At 49.1% G+C, this 17,163-nt stretch carries 14 protein-coding genes and 1 pseudogene; 10 read left to right on the top strand and 5 right to left on the bottom strand.

Annotation, left to right across the window (positions count from 1 at the left end; genetic code table 11):
- Nucleotides 1-113 precede the first annotated feature (113 nt).
- The 8 genes from HMPREF3147_RS08255 (at nt 114) to HMPREF3147_RS08225 (ending at nt 9,240) form a co-directional block, all read left to right on the top strand.
- Nucleotides 114-1,394, top strand: coding sequence for a glycosyltransferase family 4 protein (locus HMPREF3147_RS08255; RefSeq protein ID WP_070446664.1), 1,281 nt, complete (start codon nt 114-116; stop codon nt 1,392-1,394).
- Nucleotides 1,394-2,944: a glycosyltransferase family 4 protein gene (locus HMPREF3147_RS12620; protein WP_083276475.1), complete on the top strand. Its 1,551-nt coding sequence runs from the start codon at nt 1,394-1,396 to the stop codon at nt 2,942-2,944. Before HMPREF3147_RS08255 ends, HMPREF3147_RS12620 begins: the two co-directional genes overlap by 1 nt.
- A gap of 15 nt (nt 2,945-2,959) precedes the next feature.
- The gene (locus tag HMPREF3147_RS08250) at nt 2,960-4,411 is read left to right on the top strand and encodes a glycosyltransferase (RefSeq protein ID WP_070446663.1); all 1,452 of its coding nucleotides are present in this window, start codon (nt 2,960-2,962) and stop codon (nt 4,409-4,411) included.
- A gap of 9 nt (nt 4,412-4,420) precedes the next feature.
- A complete protein-coding gene (locus HMPREF3147_RS08245; protein ID WP_070446662.1) occupies nt 4,421-5,206 on the top strand; it encodes a hypothetical protein in 786 nt (261 codons plus the stop codon).
- An 8-nt stretch (nt 5,207-5,214) separates the two neighbouring features.
- Nucleotides 5,215-6,069, top strand: a complete 855-nt coding sequence (locus HMPREF3147_RS08240; protein ID WP_070446661.1) for a hypothetical protein — start codon at nt 5,215-5,217, stop codon at nt 6,067-6,069.
- Between the two features lie 134 nt (nt 6,070-6,203).
- Nucleotides 6,204-7,382 (top strand): glycosyltransferase family 2 protein, encoded by a 1,179-nt coding sequence (locus HMPREF3147_RS08235; protein ID WP_246815754.1) that lies wholly within the window; start codon nt 6,204-6,206, stop codon nt 7,380-7,382.
- A gap of 120 nt (nt 7,383-7,502) precedes the next feature.
- On the top strand, nt 7,503-8,414 hold the full coding sequence (locus tag HMPREF3147_RS08230) for an ABC transporter permease (protein WP_070446659.1): 912 nt from the start codon (nt 7,503-7,505) through the stop codon (nt 8,412-8,414).
- A complete protein-coding gene (locus tag HMPREF3147_RS08225; protein WP_256364861.1) occupies nt 8,398-9,240 on the top strand; it encodes an ABC transporter ATP-binding protein in 843 nt (280 codons plus the stop codon). The genes HMPREF3147_RS08230 and HMPREF3147_RS08225 overlap by 17 nt, the downstream gene beginning before the upstream one ends.
- Nucleotides 9,241-9,378: 138 nt before the next feature.
- Here HMPREF3147_RS08225 and HMPREF3147_RS08220 read toward each other — a convergent pair whose 3' ends face one another.
- Both HMPREF3147_RS08220 and wecC read right to left on the bottom strand, forming a co-directional pair.
- Nucleotides 9,379-11,322 carry a hypothetical protein gene (locus HMPREF3147_RS08220; protein WP_070446658.1) on the bottom strand — a complete coding sequence of 648 codons (1,944 nt, stop codon included), beginning with the start codon at nt 11,320-11,322 and terminating at the stop codon, nt 9,379-9,381.
- A 37-nt stretch (nt 11,323-11,359) separates the two neighbouring features.
- A complete protein-coding gene (gene wecC, locus HMPREF3147_RS08215) occupies nt 11,360-12,613 on the bottom strand; it encodes a UDP-N-acetyl-D-mannosamine dehydrogenase (RefSeq protein ID WP_070446712.1) in 1,254 nt (417 codons plus the stop codon).
- Nucleotides 12,614-13,264: 651 nt separating this feature from the next.
- On the opposite strand from wecC, the pseudogene HMPREF3147_RS12615 reads away from it, so the two are divergent.
- Nucleotides 13,265-14,480, top strand: a pseudogene (locus tag HMPREF3147_RS12615) (IS3 family transposase).
- A gap of 174 nt (nt 14,481-14,654) precedes the next feature.
- Nucleotides 14,655-15,479, top strand: a complete 825-nt coding sequence (locus tag HMPREF3147_RS08195; RefSeq protein ID WP_070446656.1) for a RelA/SpoT domain-containing protein — start codon at nt 14,655-14,657, stop codon at nt 15,477-15,479.
- 535 nt (nt 15,480-16,014) lie between these two features.
- Here the strand turns inward: HMPREF3147_RS08195 and HMPREF3147_RS12610 are convergent.
- From HMPREF3147_RS12610 to HMPREF3147_RS12605, 3 genes are read right to left on the bottom strand one after another with little or no spacing between them, the layout of a single operon-like run.
- Nucleotides 16,015-16,257, bottom strand: a complete 243-nt coding sequence (locus tag HMPREF3147_RS12610; RefSeq protein ID WP_210384584.1) for a DDE-type integrase/transposase/recombinase — start codon at nt 16,255-16,257, stop codon at nt 16,015-16,017.
- On the bottom strand, nt 16,217-16,339 hold the full coding sequence (locus tag HMPREF3147_RS13145; protein WP_371325744.1) for a hypothetical protein: 123 nt from the start codon (nt 16,337-16,339) through the stop codon (nt 16,217-16,219). The genes HMPREF3147_RS12610 and HMPREF3147_RS13145 overlap by 41 nt, the downstream gene beginning before the upstream one ends.
- Nucleotides 16,340-16,388: 49 nt before the next feature.
- Nucleotides 16,389-16,787, bottom strand: coding sequence for an IS3 family transposase (locus HMPREF3147_RS12605; RefSeq protein ID WP_141740727.1), 399 nt, complete (start codon nt 16,785-16,787; stop codon nt 16,389-16,391).
- Between the last annotated feature and the right edge of the window lie 376 nt (nt 16,788-17,163).

Below are 17,163 nucleotides of genomic sequence, written 5' to 3'. Positions count from 1 at the left end.
ATATGCTTGAAACTTGCCTTTCGGACTTGCCGTGAAGGGGATAGGTTCATCCCCTGATAGCGCGGTGTGTATTATTTCAAGACAGGCATTGCTCAACCTAGAGGGGCGGACGGATGAAGGTTCTAGTTCTTTCACAGTTCTGGCATCCCGAAAATGGGGTTCCCCAGCGAAGGTGGACCTGGTTAAGTGGATTATTTGTTCAAAAAGGCGTTGAAGTTGTTGTCATCGCACCGCCACCCCACTATCGCCGGAATGTTTCCTTTAAAGAAGCATTGAAATCGTTCCGTATTGCCTCTGTTCCGGAATCAGGGGTTGCAGGAGAAAAGATTTACAGAAGTCCATTTATTCCTTCATGTGAATCGTTGATTGCGAGAGCTCTATCTCAGGCTTTTATTGCTAAGGGGGCTTTACTTGCAGCTGCCATCCGATGGGCTGGAATACGCAAGGTTGACGTGGTGGTAGGGACTGTCCCGGCGCTGCCAACTGCGGTGGTTTCTTTTCTAATTGCTCGTGTCGCAGGGGTTCCCTATGTCATAGATTTACGCGATGCATGGCCAGATTTGATGCGGGAATACAGCAGCTGGAACCGTGCATTGGAGACGCAGCCAACACATCATAAGAGGCTAAAGCCAAAACTTGTGCAGGCATTGAGCTATGTAGTGCAGCAAGGTTTGAATGCCTTACTGGCTCGTGCGGATGCGATAATAGTAACTTCGGATGAGCTGGGTAAGCAGCTATCCACCGGAGTTGAGCGGAGTCATTGTCAAAAGATCGTTACACTTCGAAACGTGTTTCCTTCGAATCTGTCAATGACGGCTGCCCGAAATCCCTTAGTGGATCGTCCCCTTCGTGTCCTCTATGCCGGAACTCTCGGACGGGCCCAGAACCTAAAAAATGTTATTGACGCTGTAAGAACTGCTCAACAACGAGGAGTTCCGATTGAGCTTGCCTTTGTGGGGGGAGGCGCGGCCGTCGATGCTTTGAGGGAATACGCTGAAATGAAGGATGTCGATGCAAGCTTCTATCATGTTCGCTCTGCTTCTGAGGTTGTTAGCTTCTATGATTGGGCTGATACTGCGCTAGTGCATTTAACCGACTGGGAACCCTTAAATAGAGCAGTCCCCTCCAAAACTTACGAATTGATGTCCGCGGGCGTCCACATAACCGGGGTGGTGGCGGGTGAGACTGCCAAAATTATCCGTGAGTTGAATGCGGGCGATGTTGTTCCTCCGGAACGACCTCAAGAGCTCGCTGAATTGTTTGCCGAGTTGTATGCGTGTCCAGATCGTTTGCTGGTATCGGATGAAGGGCGGCTGTGGGTCAATCGAGAGCGAGAGGTGGTAGTCCAAAAGAGGGTGGACGAGCTAATCGATTGGATTGGAAAAGTTAATTGATGAGGGGATTGCGTTGGATTAATTATCTGTTGGTAGTTGTATCTTTTTCGGTCAAGAAGGCGCTTATCGAACCGAAGAGGTTTATCCTTTTGGCGTCCCAACGATTCGTGGGGTATCAAATGATTGGTACTGTGAAAGCCTGCCTTGAAGCTGTCAAAGGTAGGAACCGTGAAGAATTTCTCCCGAGTCGACGTGAACACCTAGACTTCTTTCTTTATATTGGTGATTATGATCGTGCTTTAGCTGAATTTAAAAGATTGCCATTAATTAAACGCTGTATAAATTTTCCGAAAAAGAATCTTGCCAAGATTAAAGAAAATCAGTTTTACTGTGCGATTTATGAAGGGCGAGAAGCAACAGGCTTGGGAGGGAGAACCAACATTTTATATTACGTTAACAACTCCCTTCCGTATACACAATCGGGATATACTATCCGCACGGCGGCCTTGACGAAAACCGTTCGGGAAAAAGTTGATTCCATTAGTACGGTAACGCGGTTGGGCTACCCATTGGTTATAGGAAAGATTCCCCGGCCAGCTAAGGAGCCGAGCGAACTAAATACCTTAATTCCACGCGTAATGCCGTTTCGTGAAGATCGCAGATACCGATTGGCAAAGAAGCTACTAATGCGTGTCTGTGCTGAAAAGAGTATCGACCTAATCCAGACTACTTCAGATTTTAAAAATGCCTCGTTAGTTTCTGATGTAGCTCATGATATGGGGATTCCTTGGATATACGAGATTCGAGGTGAACCTCACAATACATGGCTTTCTAAGTTCCCCGTAAAAATAGCGACTGAAGCAGAGAAGTCTTTCCATTATCGGCACTCTGAGCAGAAAGAATTCGAAGCTGCGGGGAAGGCAAGCGCGGTCATAGTGTTAAGTGAGCTGACTAAAAACAGGCTAGTGCGAGCTGGTATCTGTGAAAATAAGATAGTCACAATTCCGAATGCAATTGATTCTGGAATGCGGATCGATCGAAAAAATGCGCTAAACATACGAACCCAGATGGGACTGCGGGGCAAAAAAGTCGTGGGGACGATCAGTTCTCTAGTGTCATATGAGGGGTTAGATACACTAATCCGCGCCTTACCAAGCTTGGATGAGCGAATAGAAGTGGTTTTAGTAGGAGACGGAGAAGACCGCGGGAGGCTCGCTGCATTAGCAGCTTCATTAGGCGTAGGGAGCCGAGTTCACTTCGTGGGTAGACAGCCAAGCTCTGAGATTCAAAGCTGGTACTCTATCTTTGATGTTTTTGTAGTCCCGAGAATTGATTCACGAGTTACCCGATACGTTACCCCGATAAAGCCTTTAAATGCTTTGGCGGTCGGTGTCCCACTAGTGTGTTCCGATTTGCCCGCTTTGAGGGCAGTTACCGGTGGATATGCTAAATTTGTCCCGCCGCAGTCTCCCACTGATCTGGCGCGAGCAATCACTGAAGTCATTGAGTCACCCGAGAAAAGATTGGCGGAAAAGGAATGGTTGAATTCTATGACTTGGGAGGCTAACGGCAGAAAACTAGCTAGACTATATCGAAGTTTGCTGAATTGAACGTAGGTCGGAATCATGTCGAAAGTTATTGATGCTTGGAATAGCGCTGATTTTGAGGGCGTAAGTGAGCAAAAACTTACCCGGTTCAAACGTAAGGATATTCGAGCGGCAATCAGAGAATCGCGTTACGCGGTAAAGCTGTTGCAGCGTGCTGGACAGGCGCCGCGCCCTGCGGAGCGAGGTGTGGTGGGAGAAAATGAAAGAGTGAGAGCGGTTACAATTCTCCACTCCAGCTTGCCTAATCACACTGGTGGCTACACAGGTCGCGCACAGGGACTGCTCAAAGGGTTGATGCTCAATGGCATGATCGTCCGCGCGTATACTCGCCCTGGATTCTATACTGAAAGGGTTGATTCCAAAGCTAGCTTTCCTTATCCACTCGATGAGGTCGACGGAGTTGAGTATCGGCATTTGCCTGCGGAATCTCCCCGCAAGAATGGCGAGTATGAATACATGTACAAGGCTATCGATTGGTATCGGGAAGTCTTCTTGATTGAGCGCCCGAATCTGGTGCATGTCCGGTCCACCTATCTGATCGCTTTACCGGCTTTGATTGCAGCTCATGAACTGGGAATACCTGTTTTGTATGAGGTATCAGGTCTTTGGGAATTGGTTTTTGAGGGGCGCGGGGAACTCGGGAGGGCACGGCGAATTGAGAGAATGGAAGACGCTACATGCCAATTTGCAGACCGAGTCGTTACAATGAATACCTCAATGGCGAGTCTCCTTGATCATCGAAGCGAACATGGTTTGGATGTTGGATTGGTTCCTAATGCAGTAGATGTCTCTCGTTTTTCTCATCTGACGCCGCTAGAGGAGAAGGAGTTCTTTACCTATGACGTGGGCTACGTGGGCTCCTTGGTCGACTATGAGGGGCTTGAGACTCTAATTCGTGCGATTGCTTTAGGCAAGCAAAAAGGGCGAGCGATCAGGGCGAAAATTGTTGGAAAAGGCGTCGAATTAGACAAGCTGAGGGATCTCGCTGAAACATTGAGCGTTGAGGACCTTGTAGAATTACCTGGGCCGGTAGCTGCTCACGAAGCTGTCGACGTGTTCGAGGATGTCAACGTGATTGTCTTACCTCGTGTATCAACGCCAGCAACTGAGCATGTAACTCCTCTTAAACCATTTGAAGCAATGGCCGCTGGGAGACCTCTACTTGTATCTTCGGTTTCCGCGTTGTCAGAAGTGTCGCGTGGCGGTGATGCGGCTCTCGTATTTAAGCAGGGGGATTCGGAAGACTTATTGGAAAAGCTCATTGATTTGTTGGAGGATCGCGAAAAACAGCTTTCGCTTAGTCGATACGCCAAGGAAGTAGTCGCGACAGAGCATAATTGGGAATACGTTGCAGCTGAAATGGCTGAGGAATTTAAAAAGCTTGCGCTCCCATTTGGGCACTTGCCCTTTCTGACCTCCGCAGGAAAAGTCGAGCGCCAAGGCTCTATAGTGTACCCATCCCATGTATAGGACAAATTCATGAAGAGAACTACTCGTCGTCAACAACTATTGGTATTGCTGCTTCTGCTTGCAATTGTTTGCGGAGTTTTTGGAGTCTGGCTGGATACGCTGGTTCCGATGTACCTAGAACTTGTGTTGGTATTGCTGGGGTTATTAATTGTACTGCGGTCCGGGGAAAGAGGGCAGCATAAAAGTTTTAGAAAAACAGAGAAGTTGCAAAACCAGCTATCGGTTCGGCTAGACAACCTCGATGCGAGATTGGGGGGCATAGGAGCCGAACTGTCGAAAACCGAGAATGTATCGATAGTAGATCCCAATGGCAACGTGAAAGTCGATGAAGTGTTTTCCCTATTCGAGGACTTCATCGATGAAATGAATGAACGGGCCGAAGGGGATTGCCAGATAAATTTGTCGCAACAAGTTTCTGTTAGGAAAGTTATTAATTGGCTTCGACCTACGTTGCTCCTAACGACAGATGCATGGCTAAGGCCATTGGAGGAGGAGACTAAGGTTAATACTGAACATTGGGTGAGGCCCGATCCTTCTTATAAGCTTGCCGATGAGGTTAAACTGGCGGTGGTGGACTCTGAATCTTTTCTAGCAGGCCGTGGTTCGTTAATGGTGTCAAATCATTTGGGAACTTGTGCGTTGGCGATAATCGAATCCCCGAACACCGAAAGAATTGAATCTATAGCAGGATTTGTTGAAATCGCGCCGGTAGGAATGATGCACGGAGTGCGTGTTTTCTATCCTTCTTTGGCACTGGAACCTGCAAAATTTTCGAAACTTGTTAAGTATATTTAAGGAAATCAATGAACATACTTGAGCTTGCCGAACTTGAAAAAGCATCGGAGTCGGAGTTGTATGATGCGGACCGCGAGGAATTCCGTTTTATAGTGGCCGTTGGCGAGTGTCAAGTTCCGGTCTTGGTGCAGCCGACTGCTAAGTATGAAGACACTCTTTTAGTGACATACAATGGGGCTATTCAGCGGACCAAAGCCCCGGATGGTATTGTCTTTCAGCGGTCGTCGTGGCTAGACGAGTTTGAATCGCCTGTCATCCAGATCGCCGATCCCACAATGGTTAAGCATAAACGGCTGCAAATTGGCTGGGCGCAGTATTCAAAGAATGATTGGTCCATTGCCGCTATGGTTAAAGTCATTGACGCAGTCCGGGCGCGTTTTGGGCTTGCAGGTCCTGCTAGGACTCTTCACTATGGGAGTTCTGCAGGCGGATTCCAGGCGATTTGTTGTGCTACTTTCGATCGTGGCAGCAAGGCCCTTGTAAATAACCCGCAACTTGACTGGTCCTATTACAACGAACGTTTTGTAAATGCATTGCTACGGGATGTATTTGAAGGAGGCAACATCGAAGATGTTAGGCTTTCTCAACCCTGGAGGGTTAGTGTAGTTGAGTTATTTGAGGTCGAAGGGTATATCCCAGAGACCGAAGTGATGCTGAACATCGCAAGTGCAGGCGATGTTCAAGAGCAGTTAAAGCCCACCTTGGAAAAAATGACCAAGCTTGTAGCTTTAGGTAGAGTCCCTCTATTTACCTTTGGCCTGTACCATGATGAGAACATGGGGCACAATCCACTTGCACGGCCGCACACCGTTAAGAAGATAAATTCGAAATTGTGTAGTATGCGTGCAGTCATTGGAGAGTAAGTTCTCCTTTGCTTCCTTACAATCTTACTTCGCGCATAGTGAGCTTGCCGTGGCGGATAGCCAATAAAGGAGCTCATCTAGCCTGTTCGGTTACTACTCGGCGCAGTTATGTCAAAGACGAGTATGAAGAGGCTATGCTTTATGACTGCGTGCGCTCGGGGGTTGCGAAAGGAAATCAGGTAGAATCACGGCTATATAGTAAAAAGATATTCAATAGCTTTCCTAGCGTCCGGTTTATTTTTGCTGGGCCGACTGTACGGGTGCCGAAATATAATTTACCGCTGGTCTCAGCTTTGAGAGGCTGCGGAGTGGCGTACGACAGGAACAGCCTCCTAACAAAGGGGGCAGACGGCGACCAGACTAGTGCTATATCTGTCGGTGCGTGGCAGATTGTTAAACAATGCTCTAGTGCTCTCTCTTATCGGGAGCGTATTCTCGATGTCATAGTTCCCGTCTACAACAACGGCATATTTCTAATAACTAAATGTCTACCTAGTCTTGCCGCGAACGCTATCTGGGAACAGATGAGAGTGATCGTAGTGGACGATGCCTCTGATGATCCTGTAACTCAGGAGATTCTGGATGAACTTAAAAGGAGTGTCGAAAACGTTGATGTGGTTCGACTGGAGGGCCCGCCGAGCGGCTCTGCGTCGGGCCCAAGGAATGTCGGAATTGAACTTGCCAAATCAGACCTCGTCACGTTTCTTGACCCCGATAATGAAATATCAGTTGGGGGATACGACGAACTAGTTAAACAGTTTTATGGTGCGAGCGTTCCTGTGCAAATGGCTTCTGGGTATCAGTTGAAGGTTGGTGCGTCCATTGGCCTCAATGCTCGGAATGCATTGTTTCACGGGAGACTTGTTGATCGACCGAGTGCGCTTTTTACTGCAACCCAGCGCTTTCCAGTTGTATCAACACAAGCTGCAGTCATCTCTCGGTTTTTTCTTGAAGATAAGAATATTCGCTATGTTGAAGGCGCAGTCGGGCAGGACACTCTATTTGGCTGGGAGATATTGTTAAATGCAAACGCCATCCTATTCTGTCACCGACCGTTTATCGTGTATTATTCGCAGCGAAGTGGTTCTATCACTAATGAAGCTGGAGTTGACTATTTTAGGCGTGCATTGATACGGGAGAGAGCTCAACTTGAGGTTCTGAAACAAGCTGGCATTTTGTCTACCTACAGAAAGAATCAGCTTCCTCGTATGATGGATGAAATCTATAAACCAAAGTTAGACAATTTGGATGGGCCTGGCCGTGATGTCGCTGAAGGGTATGTTCAGGAAATATGTTCTTTGTATGCCCTCTAAATATGGGTACCGACCTGCTCCTTTCTGAGTGTCTTTCGGATCTGTCTGAATGATAGAATCGAACCAATTTGTCACTTGACCCTTTGAGGTGACGAATTTGTACAGTAAAGAAGGAGACCCATGGCTGATCAGCAAGAGGCTGACGCGATTCGCTCCCTCCAGCAAGCAATGCCAAAGAATCGCCGAACTGTCCTGGTCGCAGACGATGAACTCTTTTCAACGAACGAACGAGCGTCTTTAGCGAAGTATTTGGCAAATACATGGCGTTACAGGCACTTTATTTTCGAGCATGCAAGATTCAAAGCAGCTGGAGACAATGATGACATGTTTCTGGGGAAGCTTTGGAATATTCTCGAACCTTTGCTTCGTATTGCTATGTATGGGGTGATGTTCGGTGTAGTTCTTCAGACGTCGCGGGGGATTGAAAATTTTGTAGGCTTCTTGGTTATTGGCTTAATGTACTTTTCGATGATGTCACGTGGACTTGGCAGTGGATCTGGGCTCGTGCAGCGATCGAAGGCAATGATGCGAACCTTTCGGTTCCCGAGGGTCTCCCTAGTAGTTGGAGAAGCCATTAAGGGGTTTATTAGCAATATAATACCAGGGGCATTGGCTGTTCTCGCCGCCTTGGCTTTTCAGTGGGGCAACCCTCTCTCGTGGTCGGTCGTCTTGATTGTTCCAATCTATTTTTTGATTCATCTGTTTTCATTCGGGCTATTGCTGATATCTGCTCGAGTGACTGCATTCGTTCCAGATGCTAAGAAGATTGTCTTCTTCGTAAATCGAGCTTGGTTCTACGTCTCAGGTGTGTTCTTCTCAGTTGAGCGCTACGCCCGTGTGCCTGAAATGCAGGAAGTTATGCAGGCTAATCCTGCCTACCGGTTTTTGGAAGCCGCTCGAAGCGTTGTTATGTATAACCAGATCCCAAGTTTGTCAGAATGGCTAGTTTTGGTGCTTTGGGCGACTGGTGCTTCTGCCGTTGGTTTTATCTTCTTTTGGAGGGCTGAGGACCGCTATGTACACGTTAGATAATCCCAGTGTGCTGGTTCGTGAGGTATCCAGATACTATCGAGCGGACAATAAACGCAGCGTATTTCGGAGGCCAAAGCTTTCCGATGAACGTGAGGGCGACTATGTTCGTGCACTAAGCAGCGTGTCAATGTACGCCGAGAAGGGCGAATGCATTGGCGTTTTGGGGAGAAACGGATCCGGAAAATCAACTCTGATGAGGCTGATCGCAGGAAATGAGGCGCCCGATGAGGGGCAGGTGCTTACTTCCGCAACTCCGACTTTGCTCAATGTTTCCGCTGCGCTACAACCAAGACTTCCAGGCAGGACTAACATTAGATTAGGATTATTGGCGCAAGGGGTCTCTCCAGAAAGAATCGATGAACTTACAGAGGAGATAATCGACTTCGCGGAAATAGGAAAAGCGGTTGAACGGCCGATGAAAACGTATTCGTCAGGAATGGGAGCCCGGTTGAAGTTTGCGATTTCCACTGCTGTTCAACGTGATTTACTGCTGATTGACGAGGCTTTGGGAACAGGTGATGCCTCATTCACAGAGCGTGCACAAGAACGTATGACAGGGTTTCTGAGTAATGCAGGAACGATCTTCTTGGTATCGCATGCGATGGCATCAATTAAAAACATGTGTTCTAGAGTGATTTGGCTACATGATGGACAGATAATCGCCGACGGTGACGTCGAGCCAATCACTCTATTATATAACAAGTGGACCGCTCGAGCAGCGAGGAAAAATTTTGAGTCTGCGGAAAGCTTGATTCTCGGAGTGAAATCAGCCTACAAAAAGCCTTCGATACTACTAGATTCTCAGGTTAGTAAATTATTAAATTAACGCCTTGGGGATTCTGGCGGATCCCCAAGGCGTTCCATCGGGCCTTTAAGTTAGCCTGTTGATTTGGCTCTATGGTGAGTTGGTGTAGGAGAGACCTGCCTGGCTATTCGGGCAATAGCAAAATTGTAGTAACGGGTCTTATTCTGCTAAGCGAAACTCTCGAGTCGATGAAATCTCCAGCGGTTGGGAGGAGTCCAAATCAATGGTCGTCTCAGTCCATTCTGTTAATTTCAACAAACTGACGTTACTCCAGGCTAGCCCGTTCTCGCGCATCGACCGAACCCCAAGATCAACACTATCTCCGTAGCGCAGACCGTTTATGGCTACGGTGCAGGGGTCATTACGCTTACCAATCGGCAGGCGGTAAACGTCATTATCGTTAATCCGGATGAAAATAACAACATTATTGGCATCCCGGCCAATGTTGTAGTGATTGTGGAAAGTTAACCTAAGTGAACCAGTCTGTGCTGAGAAATGTTTCCTAAAGAATCGTTCCCCGCCCTTGTGTAGATTCTCTGGTTTCAATTGGATAATGTCTGGAGGAGTTTGTTCACACCTTTCATAAGGCTCATCCCCCGCTGCTCGGCTAAAAACGGCTTCAACGTCAACAAAGTTGGTTTTGGCAATGGAGAAATCTTTGTCGTTGATTGGGAATTGCGTAAGAGTCGGGCATGCTTTCTGAATGAACGATTTCGCGAAAACCGCACTCTTGCGGTCGTAGAACGGTAAAGATTGCGCCAACTCGAATAACTTCCGGATCGCAATCGGGTTGATTGGCAGAAAGGCTGACGCCTGACAATTGATTGCCTCCGATTGGAAACGGCCAGCTCGGAGCTCTTGATATAAAATGTTGGCGATTGGGAATCCATGCTCCAGTACGGTTTTCATTTGGTAGCGTTCCCAAAGTTCATGGGCGAGTTCAGTTGTGAGCTTCTCATCGTCTGATTTGCTCGAATACCCTCCGAGAGCAGAAACGATCCGAGTGAATGTCTCGAATGAGGTTGTAGGTCTAGCTGAAGGCGAATAGTAGTCTCTAAAGGCCTCAAGCGCAGTGCCAACGAAGCAAATAGAGGGGTGTGTGCCGAGGGTACTCTCGTACAGGCCTTGGAAATTTAAAGCATGTTTTCCTACAGTATTGCGTTGTAGGGTCGCTTTATCTTCTGCAGAAAGAGGATAGGATTTAACATCTTCCATCGGCAGAATCACGTGTTTTTTCTTAAACGTTTCCGCTATTAATCTGGATACTCGGATATCGAGTTTGTACGAACGCTTAGTATTTCCATCCTCTTCTGAGGGAGGTTCAGCACTTCCATAAGTTACGAATGAGAAATCAATCCCTGAGGCTAATGCCGCAGAAGCACATACTCTGGTATCCATACCCGCAGTCAGAGCACAATACACCTTGTAGTCGAGGCTTCCCCAGTACTGGACAGAGCGCTTGGCTAAAGTGATAGCTTGCTCAACCGCCTTGTTTGTCGAGGAAAACTCGTCAATTGATGTATATGGGTGCGGATAAAATCGGTCGAGTTCTTTAGTCTCAAACTCAAAGCGAAAATTTGGCGGCAGTGCAGCAATTCGGGTGTCTTCAGTCTGATCCCACAGCTTGTGCTGTCCAAGTGAAACCAGCTCTTTGGTAATGCCCGACCGGGCGTTGATTTCCTCATTGATTAGAGGAAGGTGTGAGCCAAATAGTAGTGCTTCTTCCCGCGCAATGTAAACAGGTTGGCTCGCTAGGGTGTCATTGTAGAGTGTGGTCTTTTCATCCTTGACAATAAGTGCCGCCCAGCGGCCCACTACATAGTCGAGAAAAGAATGAAAAGCATGCCACCCTTTTGAAAGCTCTTGTCGAGCTCTTTCAATGAAAGGAAGCTCGATCGATGTGTCACCGACGAAGGCCGCATGACCAAACCAAAGCAACTTTAAGTCATCGTCTTGAACAAGCTGTGTTGGTTCATCGGGCTGGATGTACACTTCTATGCCGTCCCAAGCTTCAAACCGTCTGAAATTGCTTTGGATTAGCTCTTGGTTCTCAATCGGCTTGTTGCTTACTAGAAAGCCGAAAGGATAAGGCCTGATGGTCATGGGGTGTCTTCCTTTAGAGTTATGCTAAGGCTACCTGCTACCAGATGCCTTTGGTGTCGATTACCTTCTTAGCCTTTAATTTTTCGGCTTCAAATTCCTTGAACTGAATGTGGTCAACCAACATCAAAACTACATCAGCCGAATCTACAGCCTTGTCCAATTCCTTTAGCTCGACGTTCTGGAATCCAGATAGCCTGTCAGGAAGTTGGGTGATGTTGGGCTCTACTACGCTAATCTGTATATCCTTAAATCGGTTTGCGAGCTCGCATGCGATATTTAGCGCAGGCGATTCGCGGAGGTCGTCGATATCAGGTTTAAAAGCGAGGCCCAATACTGCTAGCTTCTTGCCCTCCGGTTCTCCCAGTGCTTCAACGACCTTGTTGATAACCCAGTTGGGTTTGTCATCGTTGATATTTCTCGCGGTCTTAATAAGTTTGGAGTTCTCCGGATCGCTGGACACGATGAACCAAGGGTCTACCGCGATGCAGTGACCACCCACACCAGGGCCTGGTTGGAGAATATTCACTCGCGGGTGGTGGTTAGCGAGTTCGATAAGTTCCCAAACATCGATGTCAAGCTTATCGGCGATCAGGGAGAGCTCATTGGCGAACGCGATGTTGACGTCGCGGAAAGAGTTCTCTGTCAATTTGGCCATTTCTGCTGTCACGTCATTGGTAGGCAGCAACTCGCCCTCACAAAAACTTGCATAGATCTCTGTGGCACGGCGGGTGGCTTCGCTCGTTTGACCACCAATAATACGGTCATTGGTTCGAAGCTCCGTCATTGCGTTGCCCGGAAGGATGCGCTCTGGACAATGAGCAAAGTAGATGGTTTTGTCATCGGCAGGAGCGTCGTCGCTATCAGCTTTTAGATCGGGCCTCAGCTCGAGGATTCGCTTTGCCATCTTTTGAGTAGTCAGCGGGGGAGATGTGGATTCGAGCACAACTAGTTCGTTGCCTTCAAGCTGGGGCGCGATTGCTTCAGCAGCTGAGTAGATGAACTTCATGTTAACATCATGCCCCTCGGTGAATGGGGTAGGGACAGCGATGATATAAGCGTCAGCTTTAGTTTGTTCAGTGCTGGCGATAAAACGACCGGACTCGACAGCCTTTTTAAGCTCGTCTTCCAAGCCGGGTTCAACGATCGTAACTTCGCCTCTGTTGATTTTGTCGACGTTAATTGCGTTTACATCGACTCCAGTAACTTGAAGGCCTGAATTTGCCATTACTACTGCGGTGGGCAGGCCAATATAGCCTAGCCCTACGAATGCTACGTGGGGTGTTGAGCTCATTTTATCCTCTACTCGTTGGCGATTATGGTCGTTCTCTAGCATACTTCCCTTTGGTTTCTCTGCGGATGTAAGCATCCCCTTTTTGAGAATGTCCTCACTTGGTACTGCCTGATAGGTGGAAGCCGCTCCTGCTCAGTGCTTAACCTGTCTTTGCGGATCAGATGCGATTCGTGCGCTCTACATCGGTGGTGAGGCAAGAAGTGGGCGGGGCTGGCGGAGCCGAAGAGAAAGATTAGGCGGAGGGGCGTCGGTAAGCATGGGCAGGGCTTGGGAAATCTAAGTGCTATCCGTGATAGGCATCCGAGTGGCGTCGCCAAGGAGGGGGTGGCGTCGTGGCTGATGCAATCCAGGAGCTGCCAAGTTTTGCACGGGAACCTCATGAGCACACCCAATTGGTGATCTCTAGACTTGTCAGGATCTCGCTGGGGACGGCGGCGTCGGCAAGCTCCTGCACTAGCGGTTAATCATCTGAGATAAAGTCAGTCGTCGGAGAATACGACACTGCGGAAAACCATGAGGCCCTCATGGGTCTTCGACATGGCGCTCGGCGGGCAATCGGATGGGGCGCCTATATCTTGCCCTTCGATTGGATGAGGTTACCCTCGTTTAGTGGACACCCTATTTGTACGGATCTTGTGTCCGTAAGAGAGGATGTTCATTGTGAGTCAACAGCGCAAGAAGTACACGCCGGAGTACCGGCGTGAGGCCGCGAACCTGGTAATCGAGTCAGAGCGCCCAATTGCCCATGTGGCTAAGGAAATCGGTGTTTCCGCCGGGCTTTTAGGCCGGTGGGTCAAACTCGAGCGTGAACGCCGAGGAGCCTCGGATGGGATGAGTGAGGCTGATCTTCGTGCTGAGAATGCTCGTCTGCGCCGTGAGTTGGCGGAAGCCAAGATGGATAACGAGTTTTTGTCAAAAGCGACAGCCTTCTTCGCTTTGAGGCAACGCGAGCAGAAAAGTTCGAACTAATGCAGCAGGAGAAGGCGAACTACAGCATCAAGCGCATGGCACGACTATTAAAAGTATCTCGGTCTGGATACTACAAATGGGCCCATGTGCAGCAGAAACGGCTATCCGGAAAGGATGATCGGGCAGCATTTTACGATGATGTTGACCGTAAGATTCATCAGATTTGGAAAGACTCCGATGAGGTTTATGGTGCTCCGCGGATCACCGCAGAACTTACCGAGCGCAACCACATTTCGCTTAACCGTAAGACTGTGGCTAAGCGGATGCGCATGATGGGCATTGAAGGGATTTCACCGCGTGCCTTTGTCCCGGTGACAACGATTCAAGCCAAGCGTAAGTCGAGTCTTCCTGACCTGGTCAAGCGCATGTTTGATACTGGTGAGCTCAACCGGGTGTGGATGTCAGATATTACCTACCTGCGCACCGGTGAAGGCTGGTTGTACTTGTGCGCAGTCCGCCATGGCCATTCCCGAAGGCTAATGGCTGGGCAATGGATAGCGTTCAAGACACACACCTGGTCGAACGGGCCCTAAGGATGGCGCATACACTGCGCGGTGATGTTCCTGATGGGCTGGTGTTTCACGCTGACCGCGGAACGCAATTTACCAGTGAGAAGCTCGGGAGGTGTGCCGCAGCCTGGGCATTGCTCAGTCTGTGGGGCGTACTGGTGTGTGCTTCGATAACGCGATGGCCGAGTCATTCTGGTCGACGCTTAAAACCGAATTCTACGACCGTAAGCACTGGGCAACCCGCGATGCCGAACGCAAGGTCGTTGCCTACTGGATTGAAGTCGTCTACAACCGTCGGCGCCGGCACTGAAGCACTCGGGATGGCCAGCCCCGTCGACTTCGAGAACCACACCGGCGCAATCAACAGCAGAAAAGAAATAGCTGCCTAACCACTAGGTAGCTCCACTACGTGTCCACAATTTGCAGGCAACCCTAGGGCTACCCCGTCGACCCAGAGTCGCTGAGGAAATAGAGAAGAAGGGGAACAATCCTTATGAGAACGGCGTCTAATCGCGGTAATCTCTATTTGTTGAAGCAAGTCCTAAAATAAACTAGGTAAAGACATGAAACTTACCGAGAAGCACCCGTTTTCAAATGGAGTCATTAACCGGGTTGGCGAAGGCATCAGGGGGAGAAAGGAGCTAAATTTAGAGGATTACCTCATGGTAATGGCTTGGTTCGACAACTTAAACGAAGTAGTCATGAAAATTGCTACCGAAGAAATCGAACAGTTCATCTATGGGCAAGAGGGGCAAAGCGAAGTCCTGCGGATCAAATTGCCGGTTGAGAAAAGTCATCGAGTTAAGACTGACGATACAATAGCCGAAAAGCTTGATCGGCTTAGTACGAAGCTAAGCCGTGTGCAGGATTTGGCTGGTTGCCGCTTGGATATTGACTGTTCTTTGGACTGTTTGTTACTGATCTCAAACCTCCTTGTCAAGCGATTCGAGACGGAAGGGGCAGAAGTCAAAGTTCGGAACTACCTTGTTGATACGCAGTTTGGGTATAGAGCCGTACATCTTCATCTGATTGCTCCAGCTGGCCGCGTTGAGGTTCAGCTTAGGACAAAAGCTCAGGCAGCTTGGGCGAATCTGAACGAGGTGATTGGGGACGAATTCGGCCGCTTCCACAGGTATGGTGATCTACCCGATGACGCCCCAGAAATCTATGATGAGCTAGTTCAAACCGCACAGATGATTTCCGTCTCAATACGTTCAATCGAAGAGCAGAAGCTTGCGATCCTTCGCAAAATGGACCGCGGAAGGAAGAAAAAATTAGTAAACTGGCTTTTGTGCCGATACGTCCGGTTTGAAATCGACCGGCTCGATAACAAACTAGTTGCGCTTCTAGAGCAAATGACAAAACAAGTGAAGGCAAAGGAGTGGTGATGACTTCGTACCTCATCGAGTATCATCGACCTTCAGGAGAATTGTCCGTGACTCCGTACAATGACGCTCGAATCGCTTTGAAAGAAAGGCTGAAGCGTTCGAGAAGTCGTCGTGACCCCGACACAGAAATCGTAACCGTTAGGGCGAATTCCATGAAGTCTCTGCGCAAGACGCACGCTCGCTACTTTGTGCGCAGTAACCATTAGCCTTTTCATGCTTGGTGACATAGCAGCCCCGACGGCAACTCACACCCCAGCAGCTATAGGGTATCCCGGATTTTAAAGCCTTGGATTCGCTAGGACGCACGTCGAGGCGCAAGACCCCAGCCCACGTCCTGCAGGAATAACCCGATTCTGGGGACATTGAAGTGCCCCTAGTTTTGTTCCTAGGCATTTGCCTTGATTTCTATTATTTCCTGTGGCGGGTAATGCTTCCAAAATTCGGTTTCGACCTCGATCGGGGTGCGGTATCCCAAGCTTTGGCGGAGCCTAGTCTCGTTCCACCATGACACCCATTTGAGCGTCGCGATTTCTACCTAGACAGCGTCATCCCACCTGCGAGTATGGACTAGCTCGTTCTTATAGGAGCCGTTAACGTTTTCGGCCAGAGCATTGTCATAGGAGTCGCCAACCGTTCCAGTGGAAGCGGCAATCCCGTGTTGGGCAAGTCGCTCGTTGTAGTCAACGCTGACATACCGTGGCCCGTGATCCGAATGGTGAATGAGACCTGTTGTTTCCTCAGCAGGCACGATCGATTGGTTGAGAGCTTGCAGCGGCAAAGCTTGAAGTCCGCATCGAGTCTGATAACGCCCACCCAACGATCCGTCGGGAGTAAACGTTGGTGACAAACGCGGTGTACACAAAGCCTTTCTTGGTGCGCACATACGTAATGTCGGCCACTCACAGTTTGTTATGAACCCTGGGTTTTGAATTCACGCTCGACCAAATCTGGGCGCAGATCAGGAACGTTAGGCTTTCGGGTTGTGATAGGTGATCTGCCTTTGCCATTGTAAGAAACACTGGCCAGGCGCATTAGCCGGGCGGTTTGTTCACGACCGATATCAATTCCTTCACGGCGGAGAGCATGCCACATTTTCTGCACACCTAAGACACCGTTATTATCCCGATGAACAGCACTAATGCGTTCAACCAGCACAGCATCGCGAAGGCGACAAGCGCTTAATCCACGGGCTTTGGATTGGCGATACCCATGCGAGGTGATAAACCCACCAGCCCGGCTATTCTTCAACGTCTTACAGATGAACTCTACAGAGAAACTACTCCGGTATTCATCGATGAGCCGGATCATTTCTTAACGTTTGGGCCTGGTTCCGACGCGAAAAAGCTGAAGCAGCCTTCAGAAGTTCATCAGCGCCGCGTAGCTGGTGATGTTCACGGCGTAGCCTCGCGTTTTGGGTGGCCAAAAATTTTCAGGCACGGGTCCTGGGATGTTTCCCGCACTGCGGGCCTGCTTAAGTCCATTGACAGGCCGTGTGCCATGAAACCCCCAGCTTTGGAGCTACTGCCTGGCACGCGGCTTGCATCGACAAATTTTCCGCCAAGATGCGGTCTTCCACGAGACACACCAGACGGTCTTGGCATCCTGGTCAAATTTCCTTGGCATGTTCCAGATTTTCCCATCTACTCAAACGGGCTCTTCCGGTTTCGGGGTGCGTAGCGGGGTG

Origin of the sequence: Corynebacterium sp. HMSC05D03 (assembly GCF_001807205.1) — a bacterium.
Classification (GTDB): Bacteria; Actinomycetota; Actinomycetes; order Mycobacteriales; family Mycobacteriaceae; genus Corynebacterium; species Corynebacterium aurimucosum.
The sequence above is the reverse complement of the archived record's forward strand: the minus strand, read 5'-3'. Positions and strand labels throughout refer to the sequence as shown.

Coding starts and splice junctions, on each gene's coding strand:
- HMPREF3147_RS08255 (WP_070446664.1), top strand. CDS start 114: ATGAAGGTTCTAGTTCTTTCACAGTTCTGGCATCCCGAAAATGGGGTT.
- HMPREF3147_RS12620 (WP_083276475.1), top strand. CDS start 1,394: ATGAGGGGATTGCGTTGGATTAATTATCTGTTGGTAGTTGTATCTTTT.
- HMPREF3147_RS08250 (WP_070446663.1), top strand. CDS start 2,960: ATGTCGAAAGTTATTGATGCTTGGAATAGCGCTGATTTTGAGGGCGTA.
- HMPREF3147_RS08245 (WP_070446662.1), top strand. CDS start 4,421: ATGAAGAGAACTACTCGTCGTCAACAACTATTGGTATTGCTGCTTCTG.
- HMPREF3147_RS08240 (WP_070446661.1), top strand. CDS start 5,215: ATGAACATACTTGAGCTTGCCGAACTTGAAAAAGCATCGGAGTCGGAG.
- HMPREF3147_RS08235 (WP_246815754.1), top strand. CDS start 6,204: ATGCTTTATGACTGCGTGCGCTCGGGGGTTGCGAAAGGAAATCAGGTA.
- HMPREF3147_RS08230 (WP_070446659.1), top strand. CDS start 7,503: ATGGCTGATCAGCAAGAGGCTGACGCGATTCGCTCCCTCCAGCAAGCA.
- HMPREF3147_RS08225 (WP_256364861.1), top strand. CDS start 8,398: ATGTACACGTTAGATAATCCCAGTGTGCTGGTTCGTGAGGTATCCAGA.
- HMPREF3147_RS08220 (WP_070446658.1), bottom strand. CDS start 11,322: ATGACCATCAGGCCTTATCCTTTCGGCTTTCTAGTAAGCAACAAGCCG.
- wecC (WP_070446712.1), bottom strand. CDS start 12,613: ATGAGCTCAACACCCCACGTAGCATTCGTAGGGCTAGGCTATATTGGC.
- HMPREF3147_RS08195 (WP_070446656.1), top strand. CDS start 14,655: ATGAAACTTACCGAGAAGCACCCGTTTTCAAATGGAGTCATTAACCGG.
- HMPREF3147_RS12605 (WP_141740727.1), bottom strand. CDS start 16,787: ATGATCCGGCTCATCGATGAATACCGGAGTAGTTTCTCTGTAGAGTTC.